Source organism: Flavobacterium filum DSM 17961, from assembly GCF_000425465.1.
GTDB lineage: Bacteria > Bacteroidota > Bacteroidia > Flavobacteriales > Flavobacteriaceae > Flavobacterium > Flavobacterium filum.
On record NZ_AUDM01000012.1, the window covers coordinates 52142 to 79134 of the forward strand.

At 33.6% G+C, this 26993-nt stretch carries 28 protein-coding genes; 16 read left to right on the plus strand and 12 right to left on the minus strand.

Annotated features, from left to right (window positions below):
- Nucleotides 1–4 precede the first annotated feature (4 nt).
- On the minus strand, nt 5–1330 hold the full coding sequence (locus H601_RS0108625) for a M16 family metallopeptidase (RefSeq protein WP_026711139.1): 1326 nt from the start codon (nt 1328–1330) through the stop codon (nt 5–7).
- A 200-nt stretch (nt 1331–1530) separates the two neighbouring features.
- On the opposite strand from H601_RS0108625, the gene rplU reads away from it, so the two are divergent.
- Nucleotides 1531–1896, plus strand: a complete 366-nt coding sequence (gene rplU / locus H601_RS0108630; RefSeq protein WP_026711140.1) for a 50S ribosomal protein L21 — start codon at nt 1531–1533, stop codon at nt 1894–1896.
- A 23-nt stretch (nt 1897–1919) separates the two neighbouring features.
- On the plus strand, nt 1920–2180 hold the full coding sequence (gene rpmA / locus H601_RS0108635; RefSeq protein WP_026711141.1) for a 50S ribosomal protein L27: 261 nt from the start codon (nt 1920–1922) through the stop codon (nt 2178–2180).
- A 151-nt stretch (nt 2181–2331) separates the two neighbouring features.
- On the opposite strand, the gene ahcY is transcribed toward rpmA, so the two are convergent.
- Complete coding sequence (gene ahcY / locus H601_RS0108640; protein WP_026711142.1) at nt 2332–3648, minus strand: adenosylhomocysteinase; 1317 nt, start codon at nt 3646–3648, stop codon at nt 2332–2334.
- Nucleotides 3649–3786: 138 nt separating this feature from the next.
- On the opposite strand from ahcY, the gene H601_RS0108645 reads away from it, so the two are divergent.
- The 6 genes from H601_RS0108645 (at nt 3787) to H601_RS0108670 (ending at nt 10864) form a co-directional block, all read left to right on the plus strand.
- Nucleotides 3787–4425: a 4'-phosphopantetheinyl transferase family protein gene (locus H601_RS0108645; protein ID WP_026711143.1), complete on the plus strand. Its 639-nt coding sequence runs from the start codon at nt 3787–3789 to the stop codon at nt 4423–4425.
- Nucleotides 4422–5141, plus strand: coding sequence for a phosphoglycerol geranylgeranyltransferase (locus H601_RS0108650; protein ID WP_026711144.1), 720 nt, complete (start codon nt 4422–4424; stop codon nt 5139–5141). Before H601_RS0108645 ends, H601_RS0108650 begins: the two co-directional genes overlap by 4 nt.
- Nucleotides 5142–5188: 47 nt before the next feature.
- Complete coding sequence (gene pnuC / locus H601_RS0108655) at nt 5189–5812, plus strand: nicotinamide riboside transporter PnuC (RefSeq protein ID WP_026711145.1); 624 nt, start codon at nt 5189–5191, stop codon at nt 5810–5812.
- Nucleotides 5773–7887, plus strand: coding sequence for a DUF4301 family protein (locus H601_RS0108660; protein ID WP_026711146.1), 2115 nt, complete (start codon nt 5773–5775; stop codon nt 7885–7887). The genes pnuC and H601_RS0108660 overlap by 40 nt, the downstream gene beginning before the upstream one ends.
- Nucleotides 7887–8288 (plus strand): alternative ribosome rescue aminoacyl-tRNA hydrolase ArfB, encoded by a 402-nt coding sequence (gene arfB, locus H601_RS0108665; RefSeq protein ID WP_026711147.1) that lies wholly within the window; start codon nt 7887–7889, stop codon nt 8286–8288. Before H601_RS0108660 ends, arfB begins: the two co-directional genes overlap by 1 nt.
- Before the next feature lie 362 nt (nt 8289–8650).
- Nucleotides 8651–10864 carry a TonB-dependent receptor gene (locus tag H601_RS0108670; RefSeq protein WP_026711148.1) on the plus strand — a complete coding sequence of 738 codons (2214 nt, stop codon included), beginning with the start codon at nt 8651–8653 and terminating at the stop codon, nt 10862–10864.
- 34 nt (nt 10865–10898) lie between these two features.
- On the opposite strand, the gene H601_RS0108675 is transcribed toward H601_RS0108670, so the two are convergent.
- Entirely contained in the window at nt 10899–11321 is a 423-nt protein-coding gene (locus H601_RS0108675; RefSeq protein WP_026711149.1) for a Rieske (2Fe-2S) protein, read from the minus strand.
- A 204-nt stretch (nt 11322–11525) separates the two neighbouring features.
- Here H601_RS0108675 and greA point away from each other — a divergent pair, with 204 nt between their 5' ends.
- Entirely contained in the window at nt 11526–12002 is a 477-nt protein-coding gene (gene greA / locus H601_RS0108680; RefSeq protein ID WP_026711150.1) for a transcription elongation factor GreA, read from the plus strand.
- 9 nt (nt 12003–12011) lie between these two features.
- Nucleotides 12012–12401 (plus strand): HIT family protein, encoded by a 390-nt coding sequence (locus H601_RS0108685; RefSeq protein ID WP_026711151.1) that lies wholly within the window; start codon nt 12012–12014, stop codon nt 12399–12401.
- A gap of 28 nt (nt 12402–12429) precedes the next feature.
- Here the strand turns inward: H601_RS0108685 and H601_RS0108690 are convergent, their stop codons facing one another.
- On the minus strand, nt 12430–13575 hold the full coding sequence (locus tag H601_RS0108690) for a sensor histidine kinase (RefSeq protein WP_026711152.1): 1146 nt from the start codon (nt 13573–13575) through the stop codon (nt 12430–12432).
- A 101-nt stretch (nt 13576–13676) separates the two neighbouring features.
- Here H601_RS0108690 and H601_RS0108695 point away from each other — a divergent pair, with 101 nt between their 5' ends.
- The 3 genes from H601_RS0108695 (at nt 13677) to aat (ending at nt 15690) form a co-directional block, all read left to right on the plus strand.
- Nucleotides 13677–14555, plus strand: coding sequence for a flavin reductase family protein (locus tag H601_RS0108695; RefSeq protein ID WP_026711153.1), 879 nt, complete (start codon nt 13677–13679; stop codon nt 14553–14555).
- A 34-nt stretch (nt 14556–14589) separates the two neighbouring features.
- On the plus strand, nt 14590–14964 hold the full coding sequence (locus H601_RS0108700) for a DUF3127 domain-containing protein (protein ID WP_026711154.1): 375 nt from the start codon (nt 14590–14592) through the stop codon (nt 14962–14964).
- A gap of 84 nt (nt 14965–15048) precedes the next feature.
- Nucleotides 15049–15690, plus strand: coding sequence for a leucyl/phenylalanyl-tRNA--protein transferase (gene aat / locus H601_RS0108705; RefSeq protein ID WP_026711155.1), 642 nt, complete (start codon nt 15049–15051; stop codon nt 15688–15690).
- Here aat and H601_RS0108710 read toward each other — a convergent pair.
- Nucleotides 15687–16247 (minus strand): DNA-3-methyladenine glycosylase I, encoded by a 561-nt coding sequence (locus tag H601_RS0108710; protein ID WP_026711156.1) that lies wholly within the window; start codon nt 16245–16247, stop codon nt 15687–15689. The two genes, aat and H601_RS0108710, sit on opposite strands and share 4 nt — an antisense overlap.
- 159 nt (nt 16248–16406) lie before the next feature.
- Between H601_RS0108710 and ald the strand changes: the two genes are divergently transcribed.
- Nucleotides 16407–17495 (plus strand): alanine dehydrogenase, encoded by a 1089-nt coding sequence (ald, locus tag H601_RS0108715; RefSeq protein WP_026711157.1) that lies wholly within the window; start codon nt 16407–16409, stop codon nt 17493–17495.
- A 58-nt stretch (nt 17496–17553) separates the two neighbouring features.
- Here ald and H601_RS0108720 read toward each other — a convergent pair whose 3' ends face one another.
- From H601_RS0108720 to rplM, 5 genes are all read right to left on the minus strand, one after another.
- On the minus strand, nt 17554–17772 hold the full coding sequence (locus H601_RS0108720) for a VF530 family protein (RefSeq protein WP_035655764.1): 219 nt from the start codon (nt 17770–17772) through the stop codon (nt 17554–17556).
- 190 nt (nt 17773–17962) lie between these two features.
- Nucleotides 17963–18928 (minus strand): translation elongation factor Ts, encoded by a 966-nt coding sequence (gene tsf, locus H601_RS0108725; RefSeq protein WP_026711159.1) that lies wholly within the window; start codon nt 18926–18928, stop codon nt 17963–17965.
- A gap of 144 nt (nt 18929–19072) precedes the next feature.
- A complete protein-coding gene (gene rpsB, locus H601_RS0108730) occupies nt 19073–19855 on the minus strand; it encodes a 30S ribosomal protein S2 (RefSeq protein ID WP_026711160.1) in 783 nt (260 codons plus the stop codon).
- Between the two features lie 203 nt (nt 19856–20058).
- Nucleotides 20059–20445, minus strand: coding sequence for a 30S ribosomal protein S9 (gene rpsI / locus H601_RS0108735; RefSeq protein WP_026711161.1), 387 nt, complete (start codon nt 20443–20445; stop codon nt 20059–20061).
- The gene (gene rplM / locus H601_RS0108740) at nt 20445–20900 is read right to left on the minus strand and encodes a 50S ribosomal protein L13 (protein ID WP_026711162.1); all 456 of its coding nucleotides are present in this window, start codon (nt 20898–20900) and stop codon (nt 20445–20447) included. Before rplM ends, rpsI begins: the two co-directional genes overlap by 1 nt.
- 292 nt (nt 20901–21192) lie before the next feature.
- Here rplM and H601_RS0108745 point away from each other — a divergent pair, with 292 nt between their 5' ends.
- Nucleotides 21193–22215, plus strand: a complete 1023-nt coding sequence (locus tag H601_RS0108745; protein ID WP_026711163.1) for a LacI family DNA-binding transcriptional regulator — start codon at nt 21193–21195, stop codon at nt 22213–22215.
- 87 nt (nt 22216–22302) lie between these two features.
- Here H601_RS0108745 and H601_RS15495 read toward each other — a convergent pair whose 3' ends face one another.
- Both H601_RS15495 and polA read right to left on the minus strand, forming a co-directional pair.
- Nucleotides 22303–22620: a hypothetical protein gene (locus H601_RS15495; RefSeq protein WP_026711164.1), complete on the minus strand. Its 318-nt coding sequence runs from the start codon at nt 22618–22620 to the stop codon at nt 22303–22305.
- Nucleotides 22621–22693: 73 nt separating this feature from the next.
- Complete coding sequence (polA, locus tag H601_RS15500; protein WP_035655769.1) at nt 22694–25567, minus strand: DNA polymerase I; 2874 nt, start codon at nt 25565–25567, stop codon at nt 22694–22696.
- A gap of 129 nt (nt 25568–25696) precedes the next feature.
- Between polA and H601_RS0108765 the strand changes: the two genes are divergently transcribed.
- A complete protein-coding gene (locus tag H601_RS0108765) occupies nt 25697–26932 on the plus strand; it encodes a metallophosphoesterase (protein ID WP_026711165.1) in 1236 nt (411 codons plus the stop codon).
- The last annotated feature ends 61 nt before the right edge of the window (nt 26933–26993 follow it).

Consider the following 26993-nt stretch of genomic DNA (forward strand, 5'->3'; position numbering starts at 1 on the left):
AATCTTAGTTTTGTGCTTTATCTGATTTTGGAGCGTAGTCCAATAATAGACGTTGATTTGGATTTAAGAATTTTTTAGCAGCCTCTCTAATTTCTTCTCTGGTGATAGAGCGGTAAATTTCAATTTCAGTATTGATTAAATTTACATCGCCATACAACATGTGAAAAGTTGCTAAATTACCGGCAATTCCCTCAACAGATGCATTACTGTTAACATATTGATTTTCATAAATATTTTGTAACTTTTGAAATTCTTTTTCGCTAATTAAATCCGTTTGAAGTTTTACGATTTCCTCGTCAATTTCTTTTAGCATGTCTTCTTGTTTGAATCCAGTCATTGGTAAACCGTACAAAATATACAAACCATAATCTTCTTGACTAAAGTTAAATGCACCTACTTGAAGAGCCATTTTTTTATCATCAACCATTTTTTTGTATAAACGTGATGATTTTCCATCAGATAGTAAAGTTGAAATCATGTCTAAAACACGAGCATCTCTTGTTTTCATTGAAGGAGTTCTATAAGAGGCAACTACCATTGGAATTTGAATATTTGGATCTTCATAACGTGCTCTAATGGTGGTTGTAATTGGAGCTTCTTCAATTTTTTCTCTAGTTACCGGTGCACCTTTAGGAATCACACCAAAATATTTATCAATCCAAGCTCTAGCTTGAGCAGGATCAAATTGACCAGCCACAACTAATGTAGCATTGTTTGGCACATAAAATTTATTGTTAAATGCTTGAAATTCTTCAAGAGTTGCAGCATCTAAATGTTCCATAGAACCAATAGTTGCCCAACGATATGGGTGTTTTACAAACATATTTTTCTTTACTTCTGCAAGTAAATTTCCATACGGTTGATTGTCTACACGTAAACGCTTTTCTTCTTTTACAACTTCGTTTTGCGTATCCACTCCAATTTGGTTAATCACTGGATGAAGTAAGCGTTCTGATTCCATCCATAAACCTAATTCTAAGTTGTTTGAAGGGAAAATTTCATAATAATAGGTTCTATCATCAGTAGTGTTGGCATTGTTTGTACCACCGTTTCCGGTCACAATTTTAAACCATTCACCACGTCCGATATTTTTTGTACCTTCAAACAAAAGGTGTTCAAAAAAGTGAGCAAACCCTGTTCTTTCAGGATTTTCATCTTTTGCACCAACATGATACATAACTGATGTGATTACAACCGGAGCAGAATTATCTTGGTGTAAAATCACATGCATGCCATTATTCAGCGTGTAATGTTCAAACTCAACTTTTTGAGCTGAAGCCGTACTTCCTAGCATAAGAACTGAACTTAAAGCCATTAAAGATTTTTTCATAAAAAATTAGTTAATTATTTTGCGATTTAGAATAGGTATGCAATTTCGGAATTTTGTTACACATTATCACTGTTTTGAGTAAAAAAAAACAGGAATTGGAAATCATTTTTGGAAATACAATTTATTTTCTTTTATAAGTTGTATGATTCATAATTAGTTGTATATTTGCAGACTCAAAAAATTAATTAAAACATATTGTTATGTACGCAATCGTAGAGATAGCAGGGCAACAATTTAAAGTAAGCAAAGACCAAAAAGTATTTGTTCACCGTTTAGCATCTGAAGAAGGAAGCAAAGTTTCTTTTGACAAAGTAATGTTGTTAGACGAAAACGGAACAGTTACTATAGGCGCCCCCGCTATAGAAGGTGCTTCAGTAGAAGCCAAAGTGTTACAACACTTAAAAGGTGATAAAGTAATCGTTTTCAAAAAGAAAAGAAGAAAAGGTTACAAAAAGAAAAACGGTCACAGACAGTCATTGACGCAAATCGTTATCGAGGGAATCAATGCTTCAGGAAGTGCTCCAAAAAAGAAAGCTGCTAAAAAAGCAGAAACCACAGAAGAATAATTAACATTTAAAACTTAAACATCATGGCTCACAAGAAAGGTGTCGGTAGTTCCAAGAATGGTAGAGAATCAGAATCGAAACGTTTAGGCGTGAAGATTTATGGTGGTCAAGCTGCAATTGCAGGTAATATCATTGTAAGACAAAGAGGTTCTAAACACAATCCAGGAGAAAACGTTTACATGGGTAAAGATCATACTTTACATGCAAAAGTTGACGGAGTTGTTAAGTTCCAGAAAAAAGGAGAAAACAAATCATTTGTATCTGTTATCCCATTCGAAGCTTAATTAGAATTTTTTCTACTATACAAAACCTATTTCGAGAGAAATGGGTTTTTTGTTTTTTAATTTTTTCCTAATTGACACAAAAAAACCCTCGCTTTTCAGCAAGGGTAATTTTATTTCAAAAGTCTTAATACTTAATACTTCAGTCTTAATACTAGTATCTATAATACTCAGGCTTAAACGGTCCTTGAACTTCTACACCAATATAAGCTGCTTGCTCATTATTTAATGTTTCTAGTTCAACACCTAATTTTGCTAAATGTAAAGCTGCTACTTTTTCATCTAAATGTTTTGGTAACATATACACTTCGTTTTTGTAAGCCGCACTGTTGTTCCACAACTCAATTTGAGCTAAGGTTTGGTTGGTAAATGAATTACTCATTACAAAACTTGGGTGACCTGTAGCACAACCTAAGTTTACCAAACGACCTTCAGCCAAAATGATGATATCTCTACCATTGATAGTATATTTATCTACTTGTGGTTTGATTTCAACTTTTGAACCACCATGGTTTTTGTTTAACCAAGCCATATCAATTTCATTATCAAAGTGACCGATGTTACAAACGATCGTTTTATCTTTCATTTGCTCAAAATGTCTTCCTACCACAATGTCTTTGTTACCTGTAGTTGTGATTACAATATCAGCATTTCCGATAACTGTGTCTAATTTTTTCACTTCAAATCCGTCCATTGCAGCTTGTAAAGCACAAATAGGATCGATTTCAGTAACTGTTACAATAGAACCGGCACCTCTGAATGAAGCTGCTGTTCCTTTTCCAACGTCACCATAACCACAAACAACCACTCTTTTTCCGGCTAACATAATATCAGTTGCACGACGAACGGCATCTACAGCCGATTCTTTACAACCATATTTATTGTCAAATTTCGATTTAGTAACCGAATCATTTACGTTGATAGCTGGCATGTGTAACGTTCCGTTTTTCATTCTTTCGTACAAACGGTGAACACCTGTAGTGGTTTCTTCTGATAAACCTTTGATACCATCAATCAATTCCGGATAACGGTCAAAAACCATATTGGTTAAATCTCCACCATCATCTAAAATCATGTTCAAAGGCTGTCTGTCTTCACCAAAAAATAAAGTTTGCTCAATACACCAATCAAAATCTACTTCATTCAAACCTTTCCAAGCATACACTTGAATTCCGGCAGCTGCAATAGCAGCAGCAGCGTGGTCTTGTGTTGAGAAAATGTTACAAGAACTCCAGGTAACTTCTGCTCCTAAAGCAATTAAGGTTTCGATTAATACAGCAGTCTGAATCGTCATGTGCAAACATCCTGCAATACGAGCTCCTTTTAAAGGTTGACTGTTTTTATATTCTTCACGAAGTGCCATTAAACCGGGCATTTCAGCTTCGGCCAATTCAATTTCTTTTCTTCCCCAAGCGGCAAGTGAAATATCTTTCACTTTGTACGCAACATAAGGCATTGTTTGTGTACTCATTTATAAAATAGTTATATTAGCTAAAAATTTTTGCAAATTTACGGAATAGGGAAGGAATTAAAAAACCTTTTGTTGTTTTTTGTGATTTGTTTAGTGTACTAAAGTTTTGAATTACAATTTAATATACTTATTTCAATAATGCCATTTTATCAGCAAATTAACGTTGACGATGCAACGACTATTTATGTTTGGAAAATTTCCGAATCATTTGATGAGTTATTTAGGTCGGTTTCGCTTAAAGATGTTTCATTGGCTCGATTGGAAGGAATGAAATCTGAAAGTCATCAAAAAGGGTTTTTGGCTGTAAGGATGCTTTTGCAATATAATGGCTACACTGATTTTGATTTGTATTATGACGAATTTGGGAAACCACATTTGAAAGACGGCACTCATATTTCCATTTCGCATTCGTTCGATTTTTCAGTGATAGTATTATCCGATAAAAATGTGGGAATCGATTTAGAGCTTCGCCGAGATTTGGTCAAAAAAATTGCGTACAAATTTGCAGAAGAAGAATTTGTATACGAGTGTCAACATAATTCAGAAGAATTTGTGAGTAAACTAACGGTAATTTGGGGGGTCAAAGAGGCAGTTTTTAAAGTGCGTAATGAAATTGGAATCAGTTTTAAAGACCATATTTTTGTTCGTCCGTTTGAAATGAATGACGAAAAAACAACCGCATTATTGGATTTTAATGCGGCAAAAAGAGAATTTTTGGTTTACTTTACCGAAATTGAAAAATATACGTTGGTTTGGCTTTGGGAATTGGAATCATGAAAAAAATATACAAAGAAATACTATTGGCAAAAGCCCAAAACCGAAAATTATTAGCCATTTTATTGGATCCGGATAAAATTGAAATCAATCAATTTTCAGATTTGGTTGAGAAAATAAAAGAAAGTCCGGCTACACATATTTTAGTAGGTGGAAGCATTGTTGAGTCAGATAAAATTGACGAATTAGTTCTTTTACTCAAAGAAAAATTATCCTTACCTGTTATTTTATTTCCCGGAGATCCTTCGCAGATTTCACTTCATGCTGATGGCATTTTATTTTTGAGTTTACTCTCAGGCAGAAATCCGGATTATTTAATTGAACATCATGTGAATGCCGTTCCAATTTTAAAAGAATCAAATTTGGAAGTTATTTCAACCGGATATCTTTTGATTGAAAGTGGCAGTCAAACTGCCGTAGAACGGGTTAGTCAAACAAAGCCAATTAATAGAAATAATATCGAGCTAGTTTGTCAAACAGCCAAAGCCGGAGAATATTTGGGCAATAAATTAATTTACCTAGAAGGAGGTAGTGGAGCCCAATTAGTCGTTCCTTTGGAAATGATTAATGCCGTATCAAATGAAATTTCAATTCCTGTAATTGTTGGGGGTGGAATTCGTTCGCATCAAGCCATTCAAGAGGCTTTTGTCTCGGGTGCTGATATGGTTGTAATTGGTACCGCATTTGAAAACGATAGTAATTTTTTTAACTTTAGGTAATAAACAATTCAGGCAATTTTATCAAATTTGAACTTTTGTAAGCCAACATGATTGATTTTTTCTTTTCACAATATAAAACCTATTCAGGCCTTGATATTGCTTTGGAGCTGATTGCTGTTTTTTTTGGTTTAATAAGTGTTTTATATTCCAAAAAGAACAACATTTTAGTATTTCCAACCGGTATTATCAGCACCGGAATTTTTATTTATTTATTGTGGAAATGGGAATTATTAGGCGATATGACCATTAATTTTTATTATACCATCATGAGTGTTTATGGTTGGTATCATTGGACTAGAAAAAAGGATGGTCAATCAGAATTACCGATTTCTTGGATGAATAGTCAAGAAAAAAAATGGGCGATTATACTTTTTGTATTAACGATTGTTTTTATTGTTATTATCTACAACTTTTTTGATAAATTTACAAGTTGGACGGCTTATGTGGACACATTTACAACCGGTTTGTTTTTTGTTGGAATGTGGCTTATGGCCAAACGGAAAATTGAGAATTGGATTTTTTGGATTATGGGTGATATTATTTCGATTCCTTTATATTTTTTCAAAGGCTATACTTTCACCGGAATTCAGTATTTTGTATTTACTATTATTGCCTTTTTTGGGTATTTAGAATGGAAGAAAATCTTAAACAACAGCCATCAAGCATCATAAAAATTGCTTTATACGGCCCGGAATGTACCGGAAAAACTACCTTGGCAAGACAATTGGCAGAACATTTTAATACGGTATGGATTCCTGAATTTGCACGTGATTATCTACAACAAAAATGGGACAATGATAAACAAATTTGTCAAAAAGAGGATTTGTTACCTATCGCCATTGGTCAAACCAAATTAGAAAATGAAGGATTGTCAAAAGCAAATACTTTCTTATTTACAGACACTAATTTGATGGTAACAAAAGTTTTTTCGGATATATATTATGGTGAATGTGATGAAGTTTTAGAAAAAGCGGCAAAAAAACATAAATATGATTTGTTTTTCTTAACGGATGTTGATGTGCCATGGGAAAAAGATGATTTACGAGACAGACCAAATGATAGAGAATTGACGTTAAAACAATTTGAAGAAAATTTAATTCACTACAAAAAGCCCTACATAAAATTATCCGGTTCAAAAGAGAAACGATTACAAAAGGCAATAAATAGTATATATAAATTTGAAAAAGCTAAAAAGCTTGGATTAAATTCTTTTGATTTTTTAGAAATAGAAGAAAGAGAAATCCACATAGAAAAAATTGAACAGCAAATACATTTTTTAACTAATGGAATACAATCTGTTCAATTAGAAAGACCGGCAAAACTAAACGACGGAATTCAGTCATTACCACAAGATGAAGCAAATTATTATGCTGCTTTTTTTGAAGCAAAAAAAAACCAGCTTAAATTGAAAAAATTTGTTCCGGCTTCTGGTGCAGCCAGTAGAATGTTTAAGTTTTTGAGTGAATTTTTACAAGATTACAAGTTAGGCGAAGAGTCCATAAATGCATACATAAACCGAAAAAAAGCCAAAAATTTATCACTTTTTTTAATTGGTTTAGACAAATTTCCCTTTTATGAAGATGTTATCTTTCAATTAAAAAAAACATTTCCTGAATATGATTCTTGGGGTTATGACACTAAAAACTACGCCTTTATTAAATTATTATTATCAAAAAGCGGATTTAATTTTACTAACAAACCTAAAGGAATCCTACCGTTTCATAAGTATAAAACACATGTTGCAACACCAATAGAAGAGCATTTAAATGAAGCAGTTGCTTATGCTTCTTCTAACAAAAAAACAAATTTACATTTTACAGTATCAGAAGAACATCAATTGGGTTTTGAAGAGGTAATTAATGAAATAAAACCAAAAATTGAAGCAACGTCCGAAGTAGAAATTCGGGTTAACTTTTCATATCAAGATAAATCAACGGATAGTATCGCACTTGATGTTAATAACCAATTTTTTAGAGAAGAAAATGAAAATTTAGTTTTCAGACCAGGTGGTCATGGAGCTTTGATTCAAAATCTAAATCAGTTAGATGCAGATATTATATTTATTAAAAATATTGATAATGTTATTCAAAATCATATTGATGAAATTGCATTGTATAAAAAAGCTTTGGCCGGGATTTTATTAGAAAAGCAACAACAAATTTTTAGTTACTTAAGACAACTTGATGAGGATAATGTTGTTAAAGAATTATTAGATGAAATAGTTTTGTTTATTCAATCAAAATTACATTTTGAAGTAACTGATGATTTTTCAAAATATACTAAAGAGAGCAAAATTGAATATTTAAGAAATTATCTAAATCGACCAATTCGCGTATGTGGAATGGTAAAAAATGAAGGTGAACCCGGTGGTGGGCCATTTTGGGTAAGAGATAGAAAAGGATTAGTTTTTTTGCAAATTGTAGAATCTTCACAAATAGATGAGAACGATGTTAATCAAATGAAAATACTTAATAGTTCAACTCATTTTAACCCAGTAGATTTAGTGTGTGGCATTAGAAATTATAGGGGTGCCAATTTTGATTTGAATGAGTTTGTAGATCATTCAAGTGGTTTTATTGTTCATAAAAACAAAGGGGGAAAAGATTTAAAAGCCTATGAATTACCCGGGCTTTGGAACGGTGCAATGGCTAAATGGTTGACTGTTTTTGTTGAAGTTCCGTTAATCACTTTTAATCCGGTAAAAACCGTTAATGACTTATTAAAAGTAGCTCATCAACCTCAATAATGGATACCGAAAAAATCATATCAGAACTATCCTTTAAAGCCGTAAGAAGCAGTGGAGCAGGAGGGCAAAACGTGAATAAAGTTTCGTCTAAAGTAGTTTTGTCTTTTGATTTATTCAATTCGCAAAGCTTAGCAGAAAATGAAAAAAATCTAATTACAGAAAAATTAAAAACAAAATTAACTTCTGAAGGAATCCTGAATTTAAATTGCGACGAAGACCGAAGTCAACTCAAAAACAAAGAAATAATCACCAAACGATTTTTAAAACTCATTCAAAACGCATTAGTCATTCCCAAAAAAAGAAAACCAACTCAAGTTCCACGTGCTGTGATCGAAAAACGAATTAACGAAAAACGAAATACTTCAGAAATTAAACAGAATCGAAAGAAACCGGATGTTTGAAAAATGGTGATTGGTTAACGGTAAAGGGTAAAGGGTAAAGGGTAATTGGTAAATGATATAGCTATCACCCATCACCTATCACCCATCACCTATTGCCCATCTCCTATTACCCATTAACTATTACCTATTACCCATCACCCAATAAATTTCCTTTCCCATTAAAAATCTTTTTCTATCTTTGCCCTGTCTCAAAGGGGTGCTCAAAATAACGAGCTGAGATCATACCCAACGAACCTAGAACAGGTAATGCTGTTTAGGGATTAGACAAAGAAATGAAAGTGCACGTTTATTTCTGCGTCAAGAGTATCAATTTTAATTTTTAACCAAGAATAATTGCCCCTTTTATTCGTAATATTTTACGAATGAAAACTTTATTCAACAATCGCCAGTTTGGCACAAAAACGTTCAGCAGGTATTGCTTTGCGAGTTTTTTTCTATTTTCTTTAAACGGTTTTTCGCAGGAGCAACAAGCCGTTGCAGACTCAACCAAAACCAAAGACATTCCGTTAGACGAAGTCTTGGTTTCTGCTGTTCGCGTAACAGCTCAATCACCGGTTACTTTTTCTAATCTTCGCAAAGAAGAATTTCAAACTCGAAATTTAGGACAAGATATTCCGATTATGATGAATTATCTTCCGTCGGTAGTTACCACAACCGATGCAGGAGCAGGCGTGGGCTACACCGGAATTCGTGTGCGTGGTTCCGATGCAACGCGAGTAAACGTTACCATCAACGGAATCCCGTATAATGATTCCGAAAGCCAAGGAACATTTTGGGTAAACATGCCCGATTTTGCCAGTTCAACCGAAAGTTTGCAATTGCAACGTGGTGTGGGAACGTCCACCAATGGAGCCGGTGCATTTGGAGCGAGTTTGAACATCTTAACTGATTCATATTCTAAAGAAGCTAGTGGCGAAATTTCTAATTCATTTGGAAGTTTTAATACGAGAAAGCACACAGTAAAATTCAGTACGGGCTTAATGAATGATAAATTTGAAATTGCCGGGCGACTATCGAATATTGTTTCCGATGGTTATATTGATAGAGCTTTTTCGGACTTAAAATCGTATTTTTTACAAGGAACGTATGTTGGCGAAAACACCTTGATCAAAGCTCTTGCTTTTGGAGGAACTCAAAAAACATATCAAGCTTGGTATGGTTTAGAAGATCTTGAATTGTTAGAAAATGACAGAACTTTTAATGTGGCCGGAATGTATTTTGATGATGAAGGAAATATGAAATTTTACGACAATGAAACAGATAATTATCAGCAAGATCATTATCAATTGCATTGGAATGAAAGTTGGAGCGACAATTGGAGTACGAACTTGGCCTTTCATTATACAAAAGGGAAAGGGTATTTTGAACAATATAAAGAAGATGAGGATTTTGCCGATTATGGTTTAAATCCAATTACGTTGGGCGGAGGAACGATCGATGTAACCGATTTAATTCGTCGTCGTTGGTTGGATAATGATTTTTATGGAACAACATTTTCATTAAACTTCAAAAAAGATAAAGTCGATTTTATTTTTGGTGGAGGAGCCAATAAATACGAAGGAGCTCATTTTGGCGAAATTATTTGGGCAAGATATGCTTCGCAAAGCGAAATAAGAGATCGCTATTACGATGATTTTTCAACCAAAACCGATGTGAATGTTTTTGCAAAATTGAATTATGATTTAACTAATAATTGGCGACTTTTTGGAGATATTCAATATCGTAATGTGGGTTTTAAAGCCAATGGTGAAGATACCGGAATAGTAAACGACACGTTTAATTTCATCAATCCGAAAGCCGGTATTACTTTTACATTGAATCAAAGAAATCACTTTTATTTTTCGTATGCCAAAGCTCAACGTGAGCCCAACCGAAATGACTACGAAAACGGAAGTCCCAAACCCGAAAAACTGGATGATTTTGAGTTAGGCTGGCGATTGGCAACAGCGAATACAAAACTAAATGTAAATGGGTATTTTATGAAATACAAAGACCAATTGGTGTTAACCGGAGAATTAAATGATGTTGGAGCCCCAATTCGAGCCAATAGTGGAGATAGTTATCGAATTGGTTTAGAGGTTGATGCTACTTTTAAACTTTCAGAAAAATTCTATTTACAACCTAATTTCACCATAAGTCAAAATAAAAACCAAGATTTCGTTTTTCAAAGAGATGGCGTTTTGCAAAATTTAGGTTCAACAAACATTGCTTTTTCACCCAATTTTATTGCAGCAAATCGTTTGACTTACATTCCTATAAAAAATTTACAATTGTCGTTTTTATCTAAATATGTTGGTGAACAATATATGGGAAATATTAATGCAGAAAGTTCAAAATTAGAAGCATATTTTGTGAATGATTTGAATATTTCCTATGAAATTAAGACGAATAAAATTTTCAAATCCATTCAACTTAATGCTTTAATTAATAATATTTTTGATTTGAAATACGAAAGCAATGGTTATTTTTATACGTTTGATGATGATTCTTCCGGCAGCATTACAACTATTGAAGGTGCTGGTTTTTATCCTCAAGCGGGCATTAATTTTTTAACCGGAATAACCCTTTTGTTTTAAATATGAAATCCTGACCAAAAGTCAGGATTTCATTTTAATTATAAACTCTTAAAATGGGTAAACTTACTTCAACTCGGTATCGTTTCAAAGGATACTTCAATGTGCTTAAACCGGTAAATAAACTGTAGCTTTCATCGTCACATGGACAAACAACATTTATACCTCCGTTAGTAATTAAAGTAGAACACGAAGTCACAGGTTGATTAGGACAAGTAGCATCATAGGCAAAATAACCACTTCCTGAGTTAAAAACAATTAAACCAGGCGAACCACCCAATTGCGGCGGTACATAAATTGAATTTCCAACAAAATTTAAAGCACTAAAACTAGGTAGATCAATGTTAATATTGGTAGAAAAACGGTAATTAGGGATATACGGATTGTTGTTGTTGAATCCATCATCACTACATCCATTAAGTGAAAAAGCAAAAAGTAGAAATAGGCAAATCTTTTTCATAAAATTATTTTTTACAAATGTAAAAGTATTGATTTAACTTCATCTGATATAGATTTATTTTTAAAGTAAACTTTATTTTAGTATCTTTGTTGAAAGAAATCCTCTCAAAGGGGATTTTTTCTATTTTTATAAACGTGAGAAAACCAATTTTTGTATAGGTCATTAAGATAGAATACAAAAAATATATTGATTAAAAATGAAGTTATGAGTACAGTATCGTATTACACCGCAGAAGGATTAAAAAAATTAAAAGAAGAGTTAGAGCAATTAAAACATATTGAAAGACCAAAAGCATCACAAGCCATTGCAGAAGCGAGAGATAAAGGAGATTTGTCAGAAAATGCAGAATATGATGCCGCAAAAGAAGCTCAAGGTTTGCTTGAAATGAGAATTTCGAAATTGGAAGAAGTATATGCTAACGCAAGATTAATTGATGAATCACAATTAGATTTGTCAAAAGCATTGGTGCTTTCTAAAGTAAAAATAAAAAACCAAGCCAACGGTATGGAAATGAAATATACCTTGGTTGCAGAAAGTGAAGCCGACTTAAAAGCTGGAAAAATATCAGTAACTTCTCCAATAGGAAAGGGTTTACTCGGAAAATCGGTTGGGGATATTGCTGAAATTACAGTGCCAAACGGTGTTTTGAAGTTTGAAATATTAGAAATCACAAGAGATTAATTCAAAGCTATGGCCAGTGTTTTTTCAAAAATTATTTCTGGAGAAATTCCATGTTATAAAATTGTCGAAGATGATCAATTTATCGCTTTTTTAGATGTGAATCCAAATGCTGTTGGTCATACACTTTGTGTGCCCAAACAAGAAATCAATAAGATTTTTGACATGCAAGAAGACCATTATTTGTCTTTGATGCAGTTTTCCAGAAAAGTTGCTGTTGCTTTGGAAAAAGCAATACCGTGTAAACGAATTGGAATGGCAGTTATCGGGTTAGAGGTTCCTCATGTTCATGTGCATTTGATTCCCTTGCAAGAAATGGAGGACATGCGTTTTCAAAGGAAAGTAGCAATGACAAAAGAAGAGTTTGAAAGCACTGCTCAAAAAATTAAAAATGAACTATAAAATACAATCCTGATGCTTCAGGATTTTTTTATGCCTTTTTGAAGTTAATCATCATCGTGGTTCCTTTATTAATTTCGGATTGAAAAACTTTAATTTTTCCTTTGTGGTATTCTTCAACAATCCGTTTTGTTAGGGAAAGGCCTAATCCCCAACCACGTTTTTTGGTGGTGAATCCGGGTTCAAAAACTTTTCTAAATTGATTTTTCGGAATTCCTTTACCTGAGTCAGAAATAAAAATTTTCACTTCTTTTTCTTCTTCAATAATATTCAAAGCAAGTGTACCTTTTCCTTTCATTGCATCGATAGCATTTTTAACTAAATTTTCAATTGTCCAGCTGTGTAATGTTGGGTTTAAGTTGACATATATAATTTTTTCGGGGGCTAAAAAGCTAAACTCAATTTGTTTTGAAAAACGTGACTTTAAATATTCATATGATTGAAGCGTTTCGCTTACTAAATCAATTTTTTCCATGATGGGTTCTGAACCAATCTTTGAAAATCGATCGGTGATGGTTTGTAAACGAGTAATGTCTTTTTCAATTTCTTTAATAGTGGAATCTGTAACATTTTCCATTTTTAAAATTTCTAACCACCCGATTAATGAAGATAATGGTGTGCCAATTTGATGAGCCGTTTCCTTAGCCATTCCGGCCCAAAGTTTATTTTGAGTGGCAATTTTTGAAGTTTGATAAAAATTGAACACCAGCAAGCCAAATAAAAAGATAATCAATAACAAGGCAAGTGGATAAAATTTCAATTTATTCAACAATGAAGAATTTCCATAATACAAATATTGAAACTTCCCTTTTGCATATTGCATTACAATAGGTTCATTTTCATTTTTGAGTTTTTCTAAGTAGTTTTTTAATTTTATTGTATCGTTGATGTCGATATCATCAATGTTGGTATAATTGATAATACTATCTTTTTCATTGGTTACAATAATTGGGATAGTATTCGTGTTGCTGATGATTTTTAGTGGGAGAGTTACATCTTCATCCAAAGAATTATTCACGGTTATTTGAGCTTGTGCCCACAATTCCATCTTCAATCGTTCGTCTTCTTTGAACCGTTGAAAAAAGGAATAGGTGTTCCAAAGAATGAGCGAAACAATAACAAAAGAAGCGATAATGATTATCCATCGGGTTACATTTCGGCTTTCAGAAAATTGCATAGATTGGTATTTACGATAAAAGTAATAAAAATCTAATTGGAATGGAAAATTTCACTTCAAAATAGTCGCCTATTTTATACATTTGTAAAAATTCAAATATGATGGTAAGCATTTCACCAAAGGAAATTTCTCCGCTAAAATTACAAGGGTTTTTGCAAAGTTCGGTTGGACCGAGACCAATTGCTTTTGCGAGTACAATGGACAAAAATGGCAATCCGAATTTGTCTCCTTTTAGTTTTTTTAATGTGTTTAGTGCGAATCCGCCAATTTTGGTTTTTTCTCCGGCAAGACGAGTTCGTGATAATTCAATTAAACATACGTTGATTAATTGTGAAGCTACAAAAGAAGTGGTGATTAATGTAGTAAATTATGATATAGTACAACAAATGTCACTTTCCAGTACAGAATATCCTGATGGAGTTAATGAATTTTTGAAGTCAGGTTTGACAATGTTGCCTTCTGAAGTTGTCAAACCATTTAGAGTGGCCGAAAGTCCGGTTCAATTTGAATGTAAAATCAATCAAATTATAAGTTTAGGAACAGAAGGCGGAGCTGGTAATTTGATTATATGTGAAGTGGTTAAAATGCACATCAATGAATCAGTTTTAGATGAAAACGGAAACATTGACCAACATAAAATTGATTTGGTTTCTCGAATGGGGGCCAATTGGTATTCGCGAGCCAACCAAGGACTTTTTGAAATACCAAAACCTTTAACCACATTAGGAATTGGGGTTGATAACATTCCTGATTTTATTAAAGAAAGTCCCATTTTTAGCGGAAATGATTTAGGAATGTTAGGAAATGTAGAAAGTTTGCCAACCACCGAAGAAATTAATATATTTGTAAAGGAAAATATCCAAGTAAAAGGTGTGTTGAGTTCTGCCGATGAAGAGAAGGTGCAGTTGAAAGCGAAAGAATTTCTCAACAATCAAGACGCTTTATCCGCTTGGAAAGTATTATTAGCCAAACGAGTGTAGTATAAGCCAATTATTAATATTAAAATTCAAGATTATGGAAGTTACAGGAAAAATCAAAGTGATTAATGCAGAACAACAAGTTAGTGCATCCTTTAGAAAAAGAGAATTAGTGGTAGCCACTGAAGAGCAATATCCTCAGTTTATCAGCATCAATTTTGTGCAAGATAAGTGCGATTTATTAAGTGCCTATAAAGTGGGTGAAGCCGTAAAAGTATCCATCAATTTAAGAGGGAGAGAATGGGTAAGTCCTCAAGGGGAAACTAAATACTTCAACGATATTCAAGGATGGAAAATAGAGAGATTACAAGCAGAAGCTCCTGCAGCTCAAATGCCACCAATGCCGGCTGCTGAAGCATTTGAACCCGCTACTAACTTCAATGAAGAAGAGCACGACGATTTACCATTTTAAGCAATAAAATGTTGAATGAACAAATTCCAAATTCCAAATCGTACTATTTTTGGAGTTTGGAATTTTTTTTAGTTTTTTTTAAATATGTATTTTTTAACAAAAGAATTATATTTTCCACCAGTATCGGAAGCTTCTCCGGAAGGAATTTTAGCTGTTGGGGGTGATTTGAGTGCAGAAAGATTATTACTTGCCTATAAAAACGGTATTTTCCCTTGGTTTGATGATGATGAACCCATTCTTTGGTGGAGTCCGCCGGAGAGGATGGTGGTGAATCCAAGAGAATATAAAGTAGCAAAAAGTCTAAGGAATATTATCAATCGAAATATTTTTAAGGTGACTTTTGATACTGCGTTTGAAGAAGTCATCACCAATTGTCAATCCATCAAACGTCGCGGACAAAAAGGGACTTGGATTACCAATTCAATGTTGGAAGCCTATTTACAGTTGCATCAATTAGGAATTGCTAAATCGGTTGAAGTTTGGCAAAATGATGAATTAGTTGGTGGCTTATATGGAGTTGATTTAGGTAAAATTTTTTGTGGCGAAAGTATGTTTTCGTTGGTCTCAAATGCAAGCAAAGTGGCTTTTGTTACGTTGATTCAAAAGCTGAATGTTGAAAATTATCACCTATTGGATTGTCAAGTGCATAACAGCCATTTAGAAAAACTAGGAGCTTTTGAAATTTCAAGACAAAACTATATCAAAATTTTAAAGTCTTCCCTTTAATTCCTTTTCCAACAATCTAAAAAGTGGTCATTTACCATTCCGGTGGCTTGCATGTGAGCATACATTGTTGTTGGTCCGATGAATTTAAAACCTCTTTTTTTCAAATCTTTACTGATTTTTTCTGCTAAAGGAGTATAAGCCGGCACTTCACTAAAAGAAGTAAAATGATTCACGATTGGTTTTCCATCTACATAATTCCAAATAAATGTAGAAAACGATCCAAATTCTTCTTGTACTTTCATAAACGCTATTGCATTTGCAATGGCAGATTTAATTTTTAAAGTATTTCGAATGATTCCGGCATCTTTCATCAATTCTTGTACTTCATAATCGCCAAATAAAGCAATTTGTTTATAATCAAAACTGAGAAATGCTTTTCTGAAGTTTTCTCTCTTTTTTAGAATTAAATGCCAACTCACTCCGGCTTGAAAGGTTTCTAAAATTAAAAATTCAAACAACTTTTGGTCGTCATAAACCGGATTTCCCCATTCTTCATCATGATAATTGCGGTATAAATCATCTTTTTCGCACCAAGCACATCTTGTTTTAGCTTCCATATTGAGTTTGATTTTAACAAATATAGAAAATCAATTGCTTAAAAATTAAAAAATTTAAAATTAGGGGTGTTTAATTAATAATTACATAAAAATGAATTTAAGGTATTTATTTTTAAGGGGTAAGTTATAAATTTGAATAATAAATAATTAAATTTAATCATGAAAATAGGGGTTCCGAAGGAAATTAAAAATAATGAGAGTCGCGTTGGAATGACTCCGGCAGGTGTTTTTGAGTTAATAAAAAACAACCATACGGTTTACGTACAACAAGATGCTGGATTTGGAAGTGGTTTTTTTGACACGGATTATGCAGTGGTGGGAGCGATTTTAGTTCCCACTGCCGCAGAAGTCTATGCTAATTCAGATATGATTGTGAAAGTAAAGGAACCTATTTCCGAAGAATACGCTTTGATTAAAGAAAACCAAATCATATTTACCTATTTTCATTTTGCTTCAAGCGAAGAATTAACAAAAGCAATGATTGATTCCAAATCAGTTTGCATTGCTTATGAAACAGTTGAAGAAACAGATGGTTCATTGCCATTGCTTACACCAATGTCTGAAGTAGCCGGTAGAATGGCCATTCAACAAGGAGCAAAATATTTAGAAAAACCAATCAAAGGAAGAGGTGTTTTGTTGGGAGGCGTACCTGGAGTTCCACCGGGAAAAGTGTTGGTTTTAGGAGCTGGAATTGTTGGTATTCAAGCCGCAAAAATGGCAGCCGGTTTAGGAGCACATGTTACGATTTTAGATATCAATATGAAACGTCTTCGGTATGTAAATGATGTAATGCCAAGTCATGTTGTGACTGAGTTTTCTAGTGAATATAATATCAGAAAACACATTAAGAATCACGATTTGATAATTGGTGCGGTATTAATTCCCGGTACAAAAGCTCCAAAATTAATAACCAGAGATATGTTAAAAGAAATGCATCCCGGAACAGTAATGGTGGATGTAGCAGTAGACCAAGGCGGTTGTTTTGAAACGACTGTCGCAACCACGCACGAGAATCCAACGTATATTATTGATGATGTTGTGCATTATTGTGTGGCCAATATGCCGGGAGCAGTTCCGTACACGTCAACATTAGCCTTAACTAATGTTACGTTGCCGTATGTTTTGAAATTAGCCAAACTTGGATGGAAAGCGGCGACTGAACGCTATCCGGATTTAGGAAAAGGGCTCAATATTGTTCAGGGAGAAATTGTGTATAAAGAATTAGCCGAAACGTTCAATTTTAGTTAATAGGTTTTATTTGTTTGTTTAAAAATCCCATCGCTGCCATGGTGATGGGATTTTGTATTTATTTCTTTTTCGAAATCGTTTCACAATATAATTCTTCCACTTTTTTTCTTGCCCAATCGGTTTTTCTTAGAAAAGTTAGACTTGATTTGATGGAAGGATTTTCGGTGAAACATCTAATTTTTATTTTTTGACTTAAGGTTTCAAAACCATAAAATTCAACTAAATAGTCTAAAATAGATTGTAATGTTTTTCCGTGAAGTGGATCGTTGTGTTGCATTTTTTGAAAGTAGATTATATGGGTTTATAAAAGAAATATTTAGAAGTTTTACATTTGACAGGTTTCTAAAAACCTGACAGGTGTTAGAATCTAAAAGTAAGTTTTAAAAGTAGCAACTTTTCGTCATTATTAAAAACAAAAAACCTCAATCATTACAATTGAGGTTTTAGCATAATATATTCTATAGAAATTATCCTAAAGTAACTCTTTTGAAACCTGTAATTTCAACGTTGAAACCTTTAACATAATCCCCCACTTTTTTACTATCATCTTTGATAAAGTTTTGATCTAACAAAGCTTTTTCCTGATCTAAAGTAGTGTTGTCAGAGATAAAACGTTGGATTTTTCCAGGAATAATTTTGTCCCAAATTTGCTCTGGTTTACCTTCTGCTTTCAATTCTGCTTTAGCATCTTCTTCTGCTTGTTTTAAAACTTCTTCTGTTAATTGAGAATAAGAAATATATTTAGGAACATTTTTCAATGTTTTTCCTAAACGAGCTGCTTCTTCATTTTCTTTTTCGATAATTGCAATACGAGCAGAAAGTTCAGAAGCAACGAAAGCAGGATCAAAATCTTTGTATGATAAAGTATCTGCTCCCATTGAAGCTACTTGCATAGAAATGTCTTTAGTTAACGTTTCAGCATCAGCAATTGCAGATGAAATAGCAGTTAAAGCAGCGATTTTGTTTACGTGTACATACGACCCAACAAAAGCACCTTCTAAAATTTCAAAACCACCAATTTCAATTTTCTCTCCGATAACTCCGGTTTGCTCAATTAATTTTTCAGCAACGGTCATGTTTCCGTCAAATGAAGAAGCTAAAAATTCGTCTTTTGAAGAAAAATTGATTGCTTTTTCTACCAATGCTTTAGCTAGAGCTACGAACGATTCGTTTTTACCAACGAAATCTGTTTCACAGTTCAAAGTAATTACAGCACCTTTGGTTTTGTCTGCATTTATAAAAGCAACAGCAGCACCTTCAGATGACTCTCGGTCAGAACGGTTAGCGGCTACTTTTTGCCCTTTTTCTCTAAGGATTTGTATAGCTTTATCGAAATCTCCATCAGCTTCAACTAAAGCTTTTTTACAGTCCATCATTCCGGCACCTGTAGTTTGTCTTAATTTATTTACGTCTGCAGCAGTAATTGTTGCCATTTTGTATCTATTTTTAAGTTTAAATTTTTTTTGTAAAAAAACAAATTCCGATAATCAAATTCCAAATTCCAATTTTATTAAATCATCAATTTTAAAAAAGACAATTTTTGGAACTTGGAATTTTCCTATCGGAATTTATACTATTTATTCTTCTGTAGTTGTTTCAGCTTCTGCAACTGGAGCGGCAGCTACTGTTTCTTCTACTGTATCTTCTACAACGTCTGCCTCTTTTTCAGATCCTCTTTCAGAAAGACCTTCAATAATTGCACCGGTTACTAAAGATAAAATTTTATCGATTGATTTAGAAGCATCATCATTTGCTGGAATTACATAATCCACTTCACGAGGATCTGAATTAGTATCAACCATTGCAAAAACTGGAATGTTTAATTTTTGAGCTTCTTTTACTGCGATGTGTTCAGCTTTGATATCTACTACAAATAATGCAGCAGGTAATCTTGACATATCAGCGATAGAACCTAAGTTCTTCTCTAGTTTAGCACGAAGACGATCTACTTGAAGTCTTTCTTTTTTAGAAAGAGTATTAAAAGTGCCATCTTTCTTCATTCTATCGATAGAAGCCATTTTTTTCACAGCTTTACGGATAGTAACGAAGTTAGTCAACATTCCACCAGGCCATCTTTCTGTGATATACGGCATGTTAGCGGCTGTTGCTTTTTCGGCTACGATATCTTTTGCTTGTTTTTTGGTAGCTACAAAAAGTACTTTTCTACCAGAAGCTGCAATTTTTTTCAAAGCTTCATTTGCTTCTTCAATTTTAGCAGCTGTTTTATATAGGTTAATGATATGAATACCATTACGTTCCATATAAATGTAAGGAGCCATGTTTGGGTCCCATTTGCGAGTCATGTGTCCAAAATGAACACCAGCCTCTAGCAAGTCTTTAACTTCAACTTTGTTTGCCATTTTTGTACTAGTTTACGTTCTGTTGATTAGCAATGTGTTTTAAGTTTAAAAGTTTAAGGTTTAAAAGTTTAAGAAGATTTTCCAATTACCTTTTACCAATTACCCTTTACTTTTTTTCAACCCATTTAGATGCTAAACTAATTTTCCGATTATTTCGGAATAATAACAACAATAACTTTTTTAATAATAATTTTGTAAATCGATTAACGTTTAGAGAATTGGAATCTCTTACGAGCTTTCTTCTGTCCAAATTTCTTACGTTCTACCATTCTAGGATCTCTTGTTAGCAATCCTTCTGGTTTCAAGATAGCTCTGTTTTCAGCCTCTACCTCGCACATTGCTCTAGCAATAGCCATTCTCACAGCTTCTGCTTGACCAGTTGTTCCACCTCCATAAACATTTACTTTCACGTCAAAGTTGCTTGCGTTTTCTGTCATCGACATTGGTTGCATCACTTTGTACTGTAAAGTAGCTGTTGGGAAGTAGTTTTCAAATTCTCTTTTGTTTACGGTGATTTTTCCTGTTCCTTCTGAAACATAAACACGTGCCACAGCACATTTTCTTCTACCGATTTTGTGAATAACTCCCATTACTTTAGATCGTTTAAGTTAACGGTTTTTGGTTGTTGAGCAGCGTGTTTGTGCTCAGTACCAACATTTACATTTAAATTGCGGAATAGTTGAGCTCCTAATTTGTTTTTAGGTAACATTCCTTTTACAGCTTTTTCCACTAATAATGCAGGGTTTTTTTGTTGCATTACTTTAGCAGTCAAGCTTCTTTGTCCACCTGGGTAACCTGTGTGACGGATGTACGTTTTGTCATCCAACTTGTTACCAGTCAGGTTGATTTTTTCTGCGTTGATAACGATTACGTTATCCCCACAATCAACGTGCGGAGTATAACTAGGCTTGTATTTACCTCTCAATAGCATCGCTACTTTTGAAGCTAAACGACCTAAGTTATGACCCTCAGCATCTACAACAATCCACTGCTTATCTGCGGTAGCTTTGTTGGCTGAAACTGTCTTGTAGCTTAATGTGTTCACAATAATTTATTTTAATTAAACATTCCATCCCCAATAAAGGGGTTGCAAAAGTACAATTAATTATGATAAAAGCAAATAGCTGTTTGAGTTTATTTTTTTTGATTCGTTTTTTGCTCAAGTTTGTGTTTAATTCTATTGAATTTAGCTACTTAACATAGGCTTTCATCCAATTTGATTTTCATTTATTTTTACTTTCAAATTTATCTTTTCATCAATTTTGGAGCAAGTAAGCAACTTTTGAACGTCAATCTATGCATAATTTTATTATTTTTACATCTTAAATTTAAGATATATGAAGCCAAAAGCCACGTTAAAGCAGATTTCAAAAGATTTAGGAATTTCCGTTTCAACGGTTTCCAAAGCATTGAGCGATAGTCATGAAATTAGTGAGCCCACCAAAATCAGGGTACAAGAGTATGCTAAGCTTCAGAATTACAAGCCAAATACAATGGCTAAGAATTTGAAAAATCAACGTACAAATACAATTGGTGTTATTATTCCGAATATCTTAAATCCTTTTTTTGCTAAAGTGTTTAGTGGAATCGAAAAGAAAGCCAACGAAAAAGGATATAATGTCATCACCTATATTTCCAATGAATCCCATAACAAAGAAAAACAAGCAATGGATTTGTTGAGCAACGGTACCGTTGATGGTTTTATTCTTTCGGTTGCGGAAGAATCACAAACTAAAAATGTTTCCTCACACTTTAAAGAAATCCTTCGTGAAGGTCTGCCAATTGTGATGTTTGACCGTATTATGGAAGATGTAAATTGTGATAAAGTAATTGTAGATGATTTTGAATCATCGGTTGAAGCCGTTAATCATTTGATAAAATTGGGATGCAAAAAAATAGCATTGCTTTCTTGTATTGATAATTTAAGTGTCGGAAAACACAGAGCGTTGGGCTATGAAAGAGCTTTGCAGGATAATAAAATGGAAGTTGACACTCGATACATTATAAAAACCGACAGTCAAACGGATTTTGATGCCCGTTTGGAAAAATTAATTTCCGAAAAAGAAATTGACGGAATTTTAGCCGTTGACGAACACGCTTCCACCATGGCGATGAAAATTGCTATTCAAAAAGGAATTAAAATACCGGATGAATTGTGTGTTATTGGTTTTGCAGACGGCGTTTGGTCACGTAGATTAACCCCAAGTTTATCTACCATCAGCCAACACGGACCTGAAATTGGTGAAGAAGCCGCTAAATTATTAATCGAAAAACTCGAACGAAAACAAGAAACACCAACGTATAAAACTACGGTTGTGAAAACGGAATTAAGACAACGGGATTCGACTAGGAGAGTTTAGGTTTTTATTTGACTGGAATTCGGAAATTTATGCTAAAGCCTTGTTTTACAAGGTTTTTTTATTTGACTGGAATTCGGAAAAGATAATTTACGAACTTAAAAATCCACTTTTAAAAATAAAAAACACAAATGCACAGTATAAAAAAGTAGCCGTTACATATGTATTAGCCACTATACTTTTTTGTTCTGAATGTGATATTTTAATTTTGTACAGATTAAATAATATGGGAGGTAAAACGAGTACTAGATTTCCTATTTTCCCAGATGTAATTGCAATTTGACTTTCTGCACCTGCACCAGATCCAAAATACATAAAAAAAGAGAAAAGCAAAATTATAAACAATAAAGACAAGTAAAGAATTTCTAAACTTAAAATGATTACCAAAAGTTTAAGATTGACTTTCATACATTATTGTTTATTGAAATACTTTGTTCAAAAATTTAACTGCATACTAAAAACTGCTTACTGAACACTAAAATCAATGAGCCTCCAACCAATTTCTTCCCATCCCCAACTCCACATCCAACGGAACATTCAATTTAAAAGCGTTTTCCATTTCGTACTTAATCATCGGTTGAATTTTTTCTAATTCGCTATTATGAACATCAAACACCAACTCATCGTGCACTTGCAATAACATTTTTGATTGCCAGTTTTCTGAAGTCAATTTTTGATGAATATTAATCATCGCAATTTTAATAATATCGGCAGCAGAACCTTGAATGGGTGCGTTCACGGCATTTCGTTCAGCACCGCTTCGCACCATAGCATTCGCAGAATTAATGTCTTTTAAATAACGTCTTCTTCCTAAAACGGTTTGTACATAACCATGTTCTCGGGCAAAATCAACTTGGTTTGCCATATAGGCTTTCAGTTTTGGATACGTGGCATAATAGGCATCAATCAACTCGGCACTTTCTTTTCGGGACAAATTGGTTTGGTTGGAAAGTCCGAACGCCGAAACACCATAAATGATTCCGAAGTTCACCGTTTTAGCATTACTTCGTTGTTCTTTAGTGACTTCTTCCAGCGGAACATTGAACACTTTTGCAGCCGTACTTTTGTGAATGTCTTCGTTGTTTTGAAAGGCTTTAATCATATTTTCTTCGCCTGATAAAGCGGCAATGATTCGAAGCTCTATTTGCGAATAATCGGCAGAAACTAAGGTGTAATTTTCATCTCTGGCAATAAATGCTTTTCGGATTAATCGCCCTCTTTCGGTACGAATCGGAATGTTTTGCAAATTCGGATTATTCGAACTTAATCGTCCGGTTGCCGCAACCGTTTGCATATAATCGGTGTGAACACGCTGCGTTTTTGGATCTACTTGGTTAGGCAACGCATCAATATACGTGCTTTGCAACTTTACCATTTGTCGCCATTCCAAAATGTCTTTCACAATTTGGTGTTCATTTACCAAATAACTCAAGACTTCTTCGCCGGTGGCATATTGACCGGTTTTGGTTTTCTTTTGTTTGGCTCCTCCGATTTTTAATTTGTCAAATAAAATATCGCCCAATTGTTTGGGTGAAGCTAAATTGAACTTTTCGCCAGCCGTTTCATAGATTTTTTGTTCAAATTCAGTAATGTCTTTTTGCATATCCACCGACATTTTTTTCAAAAAATCAACATCCAATCGAATTCCTTCAGATTCCATTGCGGCTAAAACCGGAATTAAGGGAATTTCGATTTCATCAAACAATTTCTTCGTTTCGGCTTTGTCTAAAATCGGGCTGAAAATTTCTTTTAGTTGAAACGTAATATCAGCATCTTCGGCAGCATATTCTTTAATTTCTTCCAAATTGACATCACGCATTGATTTTTGATTTTTACCTTTTTTTCCAATTAAGGTTTCGATGGATTTTGGCGAATATTTCAAATACGTTTCCGATAAAACATCCATGTTGTGACGCATATCGGGATTGATCAAATAATGTGCAATCATCGTGTCAAACAATTTTCCTTTGACAGAAATGCCATAATTCGCTAAAATTTTCAAATCATATTTAAGGTTCTGACCAATTTTTTCAATCGTTTCACTTTCAAAAAACAGACGGAATTTTTCCATTAATTGTTGAGCTTCTTCTTGATTTTCAGGAAAAGGAACGTAAAAAGCTTTTCCTTTTTCCCAAGAAAGTGCTAAACCAACTAACTCCGCATTCAACGCATCAATTCCCGTTGTTTCAGTATCAAAACAAACTGAAGATTGATTCATTAAATTTTGCATCAATAACTTCACAGGTAAATCACCTTGCACGATTTGGTAAAAATGTTCAGTCGTTTCTAACGTGGCATAAAACGAATTTGTTCTCACTTCATCCGAATCATCATCACTAAAACCAAATAAATCAAATTGATCTTCGTTGGATTTTTTTGCGACTGGTTTCTTTAGTCCCGATGCTTCGGGATGATTTTTGTCATTGTTATTGTCATTGCCATTTGTATCGATTTCATCGTATTCTTTTCCGCTTCCAAATAATTTATCGAATTGAGTTTTCATTTGACGAAACTCTAATTCCATAAAAATTTCATCTGTTTTTTGAACATCGGGTTTAGAAAGTTCAAAATCTTCGGCATTAAAAGTAACGGGACAATCGAGTAGAATTCGAGCCAGTTTTTTGGATAAAATTCCGAGTTCTTTGTTTTTTTCAATTTTATCTTTTAAAGCACCTTTTAATTTATCGGTGTTTTCCAATAGATTTTCCATCGAACCAAATTCTTTTAATAATTTTTTGGCGGTGACTTCACCAACACCCGGAAAACCTGGAATGTTATCGGCAGAATCGCCCATCATTCCTAAATAATCAATCACTTGCTCCGGACGTTCAATTTCAAACTTGGCTAATACTTCAGGAATTCCCCAAATTTCAATATCGTTCCCCATTCGAGCGGGTTTGTACATAAAAATATTTTCGGAAACCAACTGAGCAAAATCTTTATCGGGCGTAACCATAAAAACTTGAAAACCTTCTTTTTCGGCTTGTTTGGCTAGAGTTCCAATTAAATCATCGGCTTCAAAACCTGCTTTTTCCATAATCGGAATATGCATGGCTTTTAATAATTCCTGAATATACGGAACCGCAATTTTGATGGCTTCAGGAGTTTCGTCACGATTGGCTTTGTATTCCTGAAACATTTCTAAACGGTAATCGCTTCCTCCTTTGTCAAAAGCAACCGCCAAATGATCAGGCTTTTCGCGACGAATAACATCCATTAAGGAATTCATAAAGCCCATGATGGCTGAGGTATCCATTCCTTTGGAGTTAATTCGCGGATTTTTGATAAAAGCATAATACCCACGAAAAATTAAAGCGTAAGCATCGAGAAGAAAAAGGCGTTTTTGCGTTGACATATTGAAATATTAAAAAGGTAAAAATAGCAAAACTATTCCAAAGAATGAGTGGATTTCAATCCATTAAATTTTAATTATTTATTAACTATTAACCAATTGAAACTTCGTTACTTTGCTTAAAAATTTCTTGTGATATTCCGATTATTAATTTTCTTAGCATTTATATTTCTAATAGAAATTTATGCCTTTCAGGCTTTCAAAACCTTGAGTCGCATCAAATGGGTTCAGTATACCTATATTATATTGAGTGTTGTTATTCTAGCTTACATTATTTACTCCTTTACCCAATTTGATCGAAGTGTTGGACAAACACCTAAAACACTTTTTACACTTGGATTAGTCTTGATTGTATACATTCCAAAAATGATTCTGACCACCATTATGTTTGGAGAAGATTTTTATCGAATCATTTCCGGTACGATTTCACATTTTTTAGGAAATACAAACCAAAATTCTTTCTTGCCCGAAAGAAGAAAATTCGTAAGTCAAATTGCACTTGGTGTGGCAGCTGTTCCGTTTTTATCTCTGTTGTATGGAATGACTAAAGGAAAGTATAATTTCAAGGTCATTAAACAAACTTTGTTTTTTCCGGATTTACCGGATAGTTTTGACGGAACGACCATTACGCACATTTCAGACATTCATTCCGGAAGTTTTGATGATCCTGAAAAAATTCAATATGCTGTTGATTTGATTAATGAACAAAACTCAGATATGATTTTGTTTACTGGTGATATTGTGAATACACATGCTAGTGAAATGCATCCTTGGATTGATACTTTCAAGAAAATCCATGATCCAAAGTTTGGAAAATATTCTGTTTTAGGAAATCATGATTACGGTGAATATATTGATTGGCCAAATCAAAAGGAAAAAGAAGATAATTTTTTAGCGATTAAGGATTTACATCGTCAAATTGACTTTAAGTTGTTGATGAATGAACATATAAAATTAAAAAATGGAACGGATGAAATTGCAGTAGTTGGTGTTGAAAACTGGGGAAAGAGTTTCAAAAAAGCAGGTGATTTGGTGAAAGCATCAAACGGTTTAAGCCAAACTGATTTTAAGATTTTAATGAGCCACGATCCAAGTCATTGGGAATATGAAGTAAAAAACAATGATCAAAACTTTCAATTAACGTTATCCGGTCACACGCATGGTTTGCAATTTGGAATCGAAATACCTGGTTTCTTCAAATGGAGCCCGGTGCAATATGTTTATAAACAATGGGCCGGATTATATGAAAATGTGGGGCGTTACATTTATGTAAATCGAGGTTTTGGCTTTCATGCCTACCCCGGAAGAGTAGGAATTTGGCCTGAAATTACGGTTATTGAACTAAAAAAAGCAGAAAAAGTAGTGTAATTCGTTAAAAATGCTACATTTGTATATTATTTATTAAATAATAGGTTTAATTTCGAATAAA

Coding starts and splice junctions, on each gene's coding strand:
- H601_RS0108625 (WP_026711139.1), bottom strand. CDS start 1,330: ATGAAAAAATCTTTAATGGCTTTAAGTTCAGTTCTTATGCTAGGAAGT.
- rplU (WP_026711140.1), top strand. CDS start 1,531: ATGTACGCAATCGTAGAGATAGCAGGGCAACAATTTAAAGTAAGCAAA.
- rpmA (WP_026711141.1), top strand. CDS start 1,920: ATGGCTCACAAGAAAGGTGTCGGTAGTTCCAAGAATGGTAGAGAATCA.
- ahcY (WP_026711142.1), bottom strand. CDS start 3,648: ATGAGTACACAAACAATGCCTTATGTTGCGTACAAAGTGAAAGATATT.
- H601_RS0108645 (WP_026711143.1), top strand. CDS start 3,787: ATGCCATTTTATCAGCAAATTAACGTTGACGATGCAACGACTATTTAT.
- H601_RS0108650 (WP_026711144.1), top strand. CDS start 4,422: ATGAAAAAAATATACAAAGAAATACTATTGGCAAAAGCCCAAAACCGA.
- pnuC (WP_026711145.1), top strand. CDS start 5,189: ATGATTGATTTTTTCTTTTCACAATATAAAACCTATTCAGGCCTTGAT.
- H601_RS0108660 (WP_026711146.1), top strand. CDS start 5,773: ATGGAAGAAAATCTTAAACAACAGCCATCAAGCATCATAAAAATTGCT.
- arfB (WP_026711147.1), top strand. CDS start 7,887: ATGGATACCGAAAAAATCATATCAGAACTATCCTTTAAAGCCGTAAGA.
- H601_RS0108670 (WP_026711148.1), top strand. CDS start 8,651: ATGAAAACTTTATTCAACAATCGCCAGTTTGGCACAAAAACGTTCAGC.
- H601_RS0108675 (WP_026711149.1), bottom strand. CDS start 11,321: ATGAAAAAGATTTGCCTATTTCTACTTTTTGCTTTTTCACTTAATGGA.
- greA (WP_026711150.1), top strand. CDS start 11,526: ATGAGTACAGTATCGTATTACACCGCAGAAGGATTAAAAAAATTAAAA.
- H601_RS0108685 (WP_026711151.1), top strand. CDS start 12,012: ATGGCCAGTGTTTTTTCAAAAATTATTTCTGGAGAAATTCCATGTTAT.
- H601_RS0108690 (WP_026711152.1), bottom strand. CDS start 13,575: ATGCAATTTTCTGAAAGCCGAAATGTAACCCGATGGATAATCATTATC.
- H601_RS0108695 (WP_026711153.1), top strand. CDS start 13,677: ATGGTAAGCATTTCACCAAAGGAAATTTCTCCGCTAAAATTACAAGGG.
- H601_RS0108700 (WP_026711154.1), top strand. CDS start 14,590: ATGGAAGTTACAGGAAAAATCAAAGTGATTAATGCAGAACAACAAGTT.
- aat (WP_026711155.1), top strand. CDS start 15,049: ATGTATTTTTTAACAAAAGAATTATATTTTCCACCAGTATCGGAAGCT.
- H601_RS0108710 (WP_026711156.1), bottom strand. CDS start 16,247: ATGGAAGCTAAAACAAGATGTGCTTGGTGCGAAAAAGATGATTTATAC.
- ald (WP_026711157.1), top strand. CDS start 16,407: ATGAAAATAGGGGTTCCGAAGGAAATTAAAAATAATGAGAGTCGCGTT.
- H601_RS0108720 (WP_035655764.1), bottom strand. CDS start 17,772: ATGCAACACAACGATCCACTTCACGGAAAAACATTACAATCTATTTTA.
- tsf (WP_026711159.1), bottom strand. CDS start 18,928: ATGGCAACAATTACTGCTGCAGACGTAAATAAATTAAGACAAACTACA.
- rpsB (WP_026711160.1), bottom strand. CDS start 19,855: ATGGCAAACAAAGTTGAAGTTAAAGACTTGCTAGAGGCTGGTGTTCAT.
- rpsI (WP_026711161.1), bottom strand. CDS start 20,445: ATGGGAGTTATTCACAAAATCGGTAGAAGAAAATGTGCTGTGGCACGT.
- H601_RS0108745 (WP_026711163.1), top strand. CDS start 21,193: ATGAAGCCAAAAGCCACGTTAAAGCAGATTTCAAAAGATTTAGGAATT.
- H601_RS15495 (WP_026711164.1), bottom strand. CDS start 22,620: ATGAAAGTCAATCTTAAACTTTTGGTAATCATTTTAAGTTTAGAAATT.
- polA (WP_035655769.1), bottom strand. CDS start 25,567: ATGTCAACGCAAAAACGCCTTTTTCTTCTCGATGCTTACGCTTTAATT.